General features: G+C 60.2%; 4 protein-coding genes. All 4 read right to left on the reverse strand.

What is annotated here, in order from left to right:
- Positions 1-11: 11 nt before the first annotated feature.
- The 4 genes from ACIOMR_RS08005 to rpsU all read right to left on the reverse strand — a co-directional run bounded on the left by ACIOMR_RS08005 (position 12) and on the right by rpsU (position 8,416).
- Positions 12-3,755 carry a bifunctional diguanylate cyclase/phosphodiesterase gene (locus ACIOMR_RS08005; RefSeq protein ID WP_401193296.1) on the reverse strand — a complete coding sequence of 1,248 codons (3,744 nt, stop codon included), beginning with the start codon at positions 3,753-3,755 and terminating at the stop codon, positions 12-14.
- 120 nt (positions 3,756-3,875) lie between these two features.
- Positions 3,876-5,726: an RNA polymerase sigma factor RpoD gene (gene rpoD, locus ACIOMR_RS08010; RefSeq protein ID WP_003211014.1), complete on the reverse strand. Its 1,851-nt coding sequence runs from the start codon at positions 5,724-5,726 to the stop codon at positions 3,876-3,878.
- A 67-nt stretch (positions 5,727-5,793) separates the two neighbouring features.
- A complete protein-coding gene (gene dnaG, locus ACIOMR_RS08015; RefSeq protein ID WP_003211012.1) occupies positions 5,794-7,755 on the reverse strand; it encodes a DNA primase in 1,962 nt (653 codons plus the stop codon).
- Positions 7,756-8,200: 445 nt separating this feature from the next.
- Positions 8,201-8,416, reverse strand: a complete 216-nt coding sequence (gene rpsU, locus ACIOMR_RS08020) for a 30S ribosomal protein S21 (RefSeq protein WP_401193300.1) — start codon at positions 8,414-8,416, stop codon at positions 8,201-8,203.
- Between the last annotated feature and the right edge of the window lie 141 nt (positions 8,417-8,557).

Below are 8,557 nucleotides of genomic sequence, written 5' to 3' on the forward strand. Positions count from 1 at the left end.
TAGGCCGCGGATTATAGCGATGGTTTCTTCGCTGTGCCATCCGAAAAGTCCGAAACGCTCATACGAAGGAACGTAGCGGCGAAAAGGTCCGGCGGCAGCGGCAGGCTGACGATGTAGCCTTGCATCTGCTCACAACCTTCAGCCGCCAGAAACGCTTGCTGGGCCGGCGTTTCCACACCTTCGGCAATGATGGTGAATTGCATGCTGTGCCCCAGGGCAATAATGGCGCGCACGATCGCCGCATCGTGTGGGTCATCGGGCAGGCCACGGACGAAGGATTGGTCGATCTTCAGGAAGTCCAGCGGCAGGCGTTTCAGGTAGCTTAGGGACGAATAGCCGGTGCCGAAGTCATCAATGGCCAGTTGCACGCCCAGATGCTTGAGCTGGTGCAGCACCTCCAGCGCCTCTTCGGCCTGGCTCATGATGAAGTTTTCGGTGATCTCCAGTTGCAGGCAGCCAGGCTCCAGGCGGTTGTCCCGCAGCAGTTGCTCGATGCGCGCCAGCAGGTTGGGGTGGCGCAGTTGCGCGCCGGCGAGGTTGACGGACAGCGGGCCGAAGTCATCAAAAATTTCTCGCCAGTCGTGCATCTGTCGGCAGGCCTGCTCCAGTACCCAGTCGCCAATCTGCAGGATCATGCCGTTCTCTTCGGCCAGGGCAATGAAGTGCTCGGGCGGCACTTCGCCGAAGGTGGGGTGGCGCCAGCGAATCAGGGCTTCGGCGCCGATCAGTTGTTGGGTGTCGAGGCTGAGTTTCGGCTGGTAATAGAGAGACAATTCGTCGCGCTCGATCGCTCGGCGCAGTTCGTGTTCCAGGGCCACGCGCTCGTTGGCCTGGGCGGTGAGGTCCTGGGTGTAGCTTTCGACGCGGTTGCGGCCCTTGGCCTTGGAGCGGTACATGGCGGCGTCGGCGTTTTTGACCAGGGTGGCGACGTCGTTGCCGTCCCGTGGGTACAGGCTGGTGCCGATGCTGGCGCTGATGAAGAACTCATGCTCGCCCGCCTGGAATGGTGGAGTGAAGCAGGCCAGCAGCTTATTGGCCAGGTGTTCGGCGTCGCTGGCTTGTTGCAGGCCGGGCAGCAGGATGATGAATTCGTCACCGCCCAGGCGGGCGACGGTGTCGACGTCTCGCAGTTGGTCCTTGAGGCGAACGGCGATGTCCTTGAGCAGCAAGTCGCCAATCGGGTGGCCGAGGCTGTCGTTGATGTGTTTGAAGCGGTCGAGGTCGAGGAACAGCACGGCGCCCTGGCTGCCGGTTTCCTGTTGGTTGTTGAGGGCGGCTTGCAGGCGGCTTTCAAACAGGGTGCGGTTGGGCAGGCCGGTCAGCGGGTCGTGGTGGGCCTGGTAATCGAGGCGCGCCTGGGCGTGCTTGAGGCTGGAGATGTCGGCAAACACGGCGACGAAGTGGGTGATCGACTCCTCGCGGTTGCGCACGGCGCTGATGGTCAGCCAGCTGGGGTACAGCTCGCCGCTCTTGCGCCGGTTGGAGATCTCGCCTTGCCAGTGGCCGTTGGCCGTCAGTTGGTGCCACATGGCCGCGTAGAAGGCGCTGTCGTGCAGGCCCGAGGCAAGCAGGCGCGGGGTTTGGCCGAGGGCCTCGGCTTCGCTGTAGCCGGTGATCTCGCTGAAGGCGCGGTTCACGGCGCTGATATTTTGCCGGGTGTCGGTGATCAGTACGCCTTCGGCCGTGCTCTCGAACACGGTGGCGGCCTGTTGCAGTTTTTCCTGCATCAGTTGGCGTTCGGTGATGTCCCGGGCGATGGTCAGCATGCAGTCGTCGTCGCCGATGGGCAGCGGGCGGCTGGAGACTTCACACAGGCGAATTTCGCCGTCGCTGCGGCGGATGTGGCAGACAAAGTCGCGGACAAATCCATCCCGTTGCAGCCGCTCCAGCATGTCTTTGCGTTCGTTCAGGTCGACCCAGATCCCGAGGTCCAGGGTTGACTGGTCCAGCGACATCACGCTGTTGAAGCCGGTAATTCGACTGAATCCTTCGTTGACCTCAATCAGCAAACCGTCGCTTTGGCGGGACAACAGCAGGCCGTCGGGAGAGGCATGAAAGGCCTTGGCGAATTTCTCTTCGGAGGTCTGCAGTCGCTGCTGGGTTTCTTTCAGCTGGGTGATGTCACGCACCACCACGACCAGGGCTTCGGTGGTATCCAGTTGAAAGGGTTCGGCGGAGATCAGTCCGGTGAAGGCCTGGCCGTTGCTGCGCAGGAAGGGCATTTCCAGGTTGCGGATGCTGGTGGTCTGTACCCGTTGCAGCAGGCCGGGGCCTACGCCCTGGATGCCCCAGATATTCAGTTCAGTAGCGGTTTTTCCTACGACTGCTTCGGCGCTCAGGCCGATCTGGTCTTCGAATGCCTTATTGACCTCCATCAGGCAGCCGTCCGACAGCCGGGCGATGACCAGGATGTCCGGGCATTGCTGGAACACAGAGGCGAATTTCTGTTCCGAAAGCTGCAACGCTTCCTCGGTGCGCTTGGCTTCGCTGATGTCGATCATCAGGCCGCGCAGCACGGGCTCGTGGCCGTGTTCGATCAGGCTGACGATGTCCCGCACCCACAGGCAGCGTCCATCGGCGGTGATCACCCGGTAGTCGACACTGTGGTCGTGGTTGGCCCGGGTTTCGGCGTAGCAATAGGATTCGGTGCGGGTCAGGTCCGCGGGGTGGATGATGTTGCGCCAGAAGCCCGGGATCAGCCAGTGCGCACGTGGGTAACCCAGCAGTTCCTCGGCGTGGGGCGACACGTAGCTGTAGGTGAAATCGCTGATGCTGGCTTCCCAGGCGATTGCGGAAAGGCTCTCCACCAGGCCGCGATAGTGGTATTCGCTGCTGCGCAGTTCCTGTTCGAGGGCGACCCGGCGGGAAATTTCCGAGCTGAGCCGACGATTGATCCGGATAACCACGGCCAGCACGATGCTCAGCAACAGCACGGCAGGCAACCCGTAGAGCAGCACATCCGTCCAGAGCGTGCGGTGGTCGATGACGTTGCCGACCCAGCGTTGCTGGATGGCCTCGGTCTCAGCCGGGCTGATGTCGGCCAGGACTTTATCGAGGATGCCCACCAGCATCTTGTCGTCCTTGGGTACGCCCATGGCCAACTGATAGCGGTAAGGCGTTTCGCCGCTGATGTACAGGCCTTCCAGCTTGAGTTGACGCAGGCTCCACACGCTGGACGCCAGATCGCCCACTACGGCGTCGACCTTGTCGGTGGCCAGGGCCTGCAGCGTAGCGCTGACATTGGGCATGGCCACCAGGTTGAGGTCCGGGTGGTGAGTGCGCAGCAGTTCATGGGGCGCGTAGTTTTCCACCACGGCCACCTTCAACCCGTACAGGTCTTTGAGGCTGCGTGGTTGCGGGCCGCCTTCGTGGGCGAGGATGACGATGGGGAAGTCGAGATAAGGCCGGGTAAACGACAGGAAACCCTGGCGTTCCGGTGTGGACATGATGCCCGGCAGCAGGTCGAGCTGGTTGTTGCGGGCCTGTTCCAGCACGGCGCTCCAGTTCACCGGCTCGATCAGTTTGATCCTGACGCCAAGGCGATCCTGCATCAGCCGCACATAATCAGCGGCCAGGCCCTGGTAGCGACCGTCTTCATCGCGGTATTCAAAGGGTGGCCAAGAGGCGTCGACGCCCAGGCGCAACTCTTGGTGGTCCGCCAGCCAGCCACGCTCTTCATCGGTGAGAGTCAACGCGCCAGCCGTTGCGGTCCAGGTCAGCAGCGACAGCAGTAACACGGTCGGCAATCTGGGCATAACGGTCTCGTTATGGCACGGGGAATGTTTCGAGTGTAGACGGGCATTGCGGGGGAGGGGAGTCAGTGAGGATTTAATCTGCAGAAGCAAAAACCCCGGCCTGGGCCGGGGTTTTTGTGATCACTCGTCGAGGAAGGAGCGCAAATGCTCGCTTCTCGTCGGGTGGCGCAGCTTGCGCAGCGCCTTGGCTTCGATCTGACGAATCCGCTCACGGGTAACGTCGAACTGCTTACCAACCTCCTCAAGGGTGTGGTCGGTATTCATGTCGATGCCGAAGCGCATGCGCAGTACCTTGGCTTCACGGGCAGTGAGGCCGGACAGTACGTCGCGAGTCGCTTCTTTCAGGCTCTCAACGGTAGCAACATCGATTGGCGACTGCATGGTCGAGTCTTCGATGAAGTCACCCAGATGGGAGTCTTCGTCATCACCGATCGGGGTTTCCATGGAGATCGGCTCTTTAGCGATCTTCAATACCTTGCGGATTTTATCCTCAGGCATTTCCATGCGTTCGCCCAACTCTTCCGGGGTCGGTTCGCGACCCATTTCCTGCAACATCTGCCGGGAAATACGGTTGAGCTTGTTGATCGTCTCGATCATGTGCACCGGAATACGGATGGTGCGGGCCTGGTCGGCGATCGAGCGAGTGATCGCCTGACGGATCCACCAGGTGGCATAAGTCGAGAACTTGTAGCCGCGACGGTATTCGAACTTGTCCACCGCTTTCATCAAGCCGATGTTGCCTTCCTGGATCAGATCGAGGAATTGCAGGCCACGGTTGGTGTACTTCTTGGCGATGGAGATCACCAGACGCAAGTTCGCTTCAACCATCTCTTTCTTCGCGCGGCGGGCCTTGGCCTCACCGATCGACATGCGACGGTTGATGTCCTTGATCTCGGCAATCGTCAGACCGGTTTCAGTCTGCAATGCAGTCAGCTTCTGCTGGCAACGAACGATGTCGGCCTGGAAGCGACCAATGGCTTCAGCGTATTTGCTTTTGCCTTTGGCCAGTGCGTCGGTCCAGCTTTCGTCGACTTCGTTGCCCGGGAACTGGCGCAGGAAGTCGGCACGCGGCATGCGCGCATCACGGACACAGAGCTGCATGATCGCACGCTCTTGTGCACGCAGACGCTCAAGGGCGCTACGAACCCGCTCAACCAGGCCTTCGAATTGCTTCGGTACCAGTTTGATCGGCATGAAGAGTTCAGCCAGGGCCAGCAATTCAGCAGTTGCCTGCTTGCTGCCGCGACCGTGCTTCTTCAGGGCCTTGCGAGCCAGTTCCATCTGATCGGAGACCGCGCCAAAGCGCTGGGCTGCGATGATCGGATCCGGACCGCTTTCGACTTCTTCTTCGTCATCGGTGCTGGCTTCAGCTTCGTCGTCGTCGGTGTCGTCGTCTGCTTTCGCAGCCTTGGCATCGATCGGTGGCGGAATTTCAGCCGCAGGTGGCGCAATGCCGTCGTCCGGGTCGATATAACCGCTCAGGACGTCGGACAGGCGGCCACCTTCGGTGGTGACGCGAGTGTACTCGGAGAGAATGTGGTCAACCGTGCCTGGGAAGTGCGCGATTGCGCCCATCACTTCACGGATGCCCTCTTCGATACGCTTGGCGATTTCGATTTCGCCTTCACGTGTCAGCAGCTCTACCGTACCCATTTCGCGCATATACATGCGCACAGGGTCAGTCGTGCGACCGATGTCGGTCTCGACCGCTGCCAACGCGGCGGCTGCTTCTTCAGCGGCTGCCTCGTCGGTATCGGCGTCGGCCAACATAAGGGCGTCCGCATCCGGAGCACTCTCGTGTACGGGGATCCCCATGTCATTAATCATGCGGATGATGTCTTCCACCTGCTCTGGATCTGAAATATCCTCAGGCAGGTGGTCGTTGACCTCTGCGTAAGTCAGATACTTCTGCTCACGACCAAGGGTGATCAACTCTTTGATACGAGACTGCTGTTGCGCTTTTCCGGACATAACACCCTATCCACTGAAGGTCTTGGCGGGCAAAAAACAAGCCGAGGATTATACCCGAGCTATGACCTCACACGCCAGCTGAGGTCGGGTTTGATGCGGAAACATTGCGACTTAAAAGGTCGCGCAGTTGATTTTTCTCTTCGGCGGTCAATTCACTCTGACGCGCTTTTCGAAGAAGTTGTTCCAGGTTTCGCTCGCGTTGACGAGCTACCAAGCTAGTAATGGTGTCGAAAAACTGTTGTTCAAGGTTATCGCCATCAATCAGCCATTCCTTTTCTGCCAATGCCTTCAGCAAACGGCCCTGTTCGGTGCCGTGCCAGCGTGCAATCAGCTGGAATGAGTTTAGCTTAGGATTCTTCTGTACGGCTTCGAGCAGGGCCACCAACAGTTGCGTATTGGTGTGGTCTTCGGCCGCAAAGTGCCCCGCATCCTCGACTTTTTGTGCCAGTTGCGGGTGGTGCAAAAGTGTACGCAGGGCTGCCATGGTGGGCGGCTCTACTGCTGCTGGGACGCGTGGGCCGCGCGGTTCGTCACGGTCACCGCCACGTTTGCCATTTTTGTCCCAGGGTTTCTTGTCCCATTTCTTGCCGCCGGCGCCGGGTTTCTTCGGTGTCCACTCCTGCTGGGGCGTGTAGGCCTCCTGCGGTTGGTGGAAGTCGGAATAGTCCGGCATGGCGTCGTAATCCATGCCCGGGTCGTAGGCCGGCGGCGCCTCTTGCGGCGCGCTGCGGGCCAGCTGGCTGACGGCCTCGCCACTCAAGCCGGTGATTTCCAGCAGGCGCTGGCGCATCAGGGTGCGCAGGTTGGCGCCCGGAACCTTGTCGATCAGCGGTGCCGCGAGGGTGACCATGTGGGCCTTGCCTTCGAGGGAGCGCGGGTCGGACTCTTCGGTCAGTTGCTGGAAAAAGTAATCGGCCAGCGGTTGTGCGTGTTGGTTGATGCGCGCGCGGAACGCGTCGGTGCCTTCGGAGCGGACCAGGGTGTCCGGGTCTTCACCTTCGGGCAGGAACAGGAAGCGTGCGCGCCGCCCGTCCTGCAGGCTCGACAGGGTCGACTCAAGGGCACGCCACGCTGCGTTGCGGCCGGCCTGGTCGCCGTCGAAGCAGAACAGTACGTTGGGCACTACGCGAAACAGGCGCTTCAAGTGCTCTTCGCTGGTCGCGGTGCCCAGGGTCGCCACGGCGTTGCGCAAGCCTTGCTGGGCCAGGGCAATCACGTCCATATAGCCTTCAACCACGATGATTTCGTCGAGGTTGCGGTTGTTCTTGCGCGCTTCAAACAGGCCGTAGAGTTCCTGGCCTTTATGAAACACCGGGGTTTCCGGTGAGTTCAGGTATTTGGGCTTGTCGTCCCCCAGCACCCGGCCGCCGAACGCGATGATGCGGCCGCGGCTGTCGCGGATCGGGAACATCACGCGGTCGCGGAAGCGGTCATAACGCTTGCCGGTCTCGGCGTTTTCCACCAACAGGCCGGCGTCGATCATGGCTTTTTGCTGCAGGGTGTCGCTGCTCAGGTGCTTGTACAGGTTGTCCCAGCCCGGCGGGGCGAAGCCGAGGCCGAAGTCGCGGGCGATTTCACCGGTCAGGCCACGGCCCTTGAGGTAATCGACGGCGGCTTTGCGCTGCGGGTGGCTTTTCAGTGCCTGGCGGTAAAAGTCGGCAGCAGCGGTAAGCAGCGGGTACAGCGGCGAATCGGTGGGTTGCCGCGGTTTGTGCGGGCGGCCACTTTCTTCGCGGGGGATTTCCATGCCGGCGGCTTTCGCCAGTTCCTCGACGGCCTGGGGGAAGTCCAGGTTGTCGTGGTCCATGATGAAGCCGAGGGCGTTGCCGCCAGCGCCGCAGCCGAAGCAGTAGTAGAACTGCTTGTCGGGGCTGACGCTGAACGACGGAGTCTTTTCCTTGTGGAACGGGCAGCAGGCGGTGTAGTTCTTGCCGGCCTTTTTCATCTGCAGGCGCGAGCTGACAACATCGACGATGTCGGTGCGGTTCAGAAGGTCGTCAATAAAGCTCTGGGGAATTAGCCCGGCCATGGCGTTCTCGTCATCACTGCGTGTAAAAGAGGGCCCGCAAAGTGCTCAAGGCGCGCGTGTTGTGCGGCTCGATCTACTGTCGTCTGCTTGGTCTGTCAGGAAGTGTATCTGCCGAACATTCACTGACGTTAGTTCCGATCAGTGCCCGGCGTAGAAATGTTGCCCGGGAGTCCGGTCTTGGCCATGTGGGGGCCTCGGAAGCTCATCGGTGGGCGCAGCCGACCTGTTGATCGCCTGTTAAAAAATAAGTGTGCTCGTCAGTAGCCTTGTTAGGCTCGTCAGAAGAGACGTGCACCGCTGGCAAAAGAGCCAGTCCTGACGTGTGAAGCAGTTCGTTTCAGTCGCGTGTGCGGCGTCAACGGTGAAGCATCAAGCGATATCCGCAAATGCCAACAGCCCGGCTGAGGGCCGGGCTTGGCAGAAGCTTGCTACGAACGTCTGTGTATTAGTACAGACGAACGGCGCGGCGCTGCTCGCGCTGAACTTTCTTGGCGTGGCGCTTAACAGCGGCTGCTGCTTTACGCTTACGCTCAGAAGTTGGCTTCTCGTAAAATTCGCGGCTACGAACTTCAGCCAGAACACCGGATTTTTCGCAGGAGCGCTTGAAACGACGCAGAGCTACGTCGAAGGGTTCGTTCTCTTTTACTTTGACGGCTGGCATCCAGAGCTACCTTCTTTCATTACCGGGAATCAACTTTCTCGTCGCAAAAATTTCGCGGCTGATGTCGTCGGTTTTTAAGGGTTGCGGATGTTAACACCTGATTGCCCGGAATTCAAAGCCTCTGTTCGAAAACCGCTAGTC

The sequence above is a fragment of the Pseudomonas sp. NPDC087814 genome (genome assembly GCF_044742865.1).
Taxonomy (GTDB): Bacteria; Pseudomonadota; Gammaproteobacteria; order Pseudomonadales; family Pseudomonadaceae; genus Aquipseudomonas.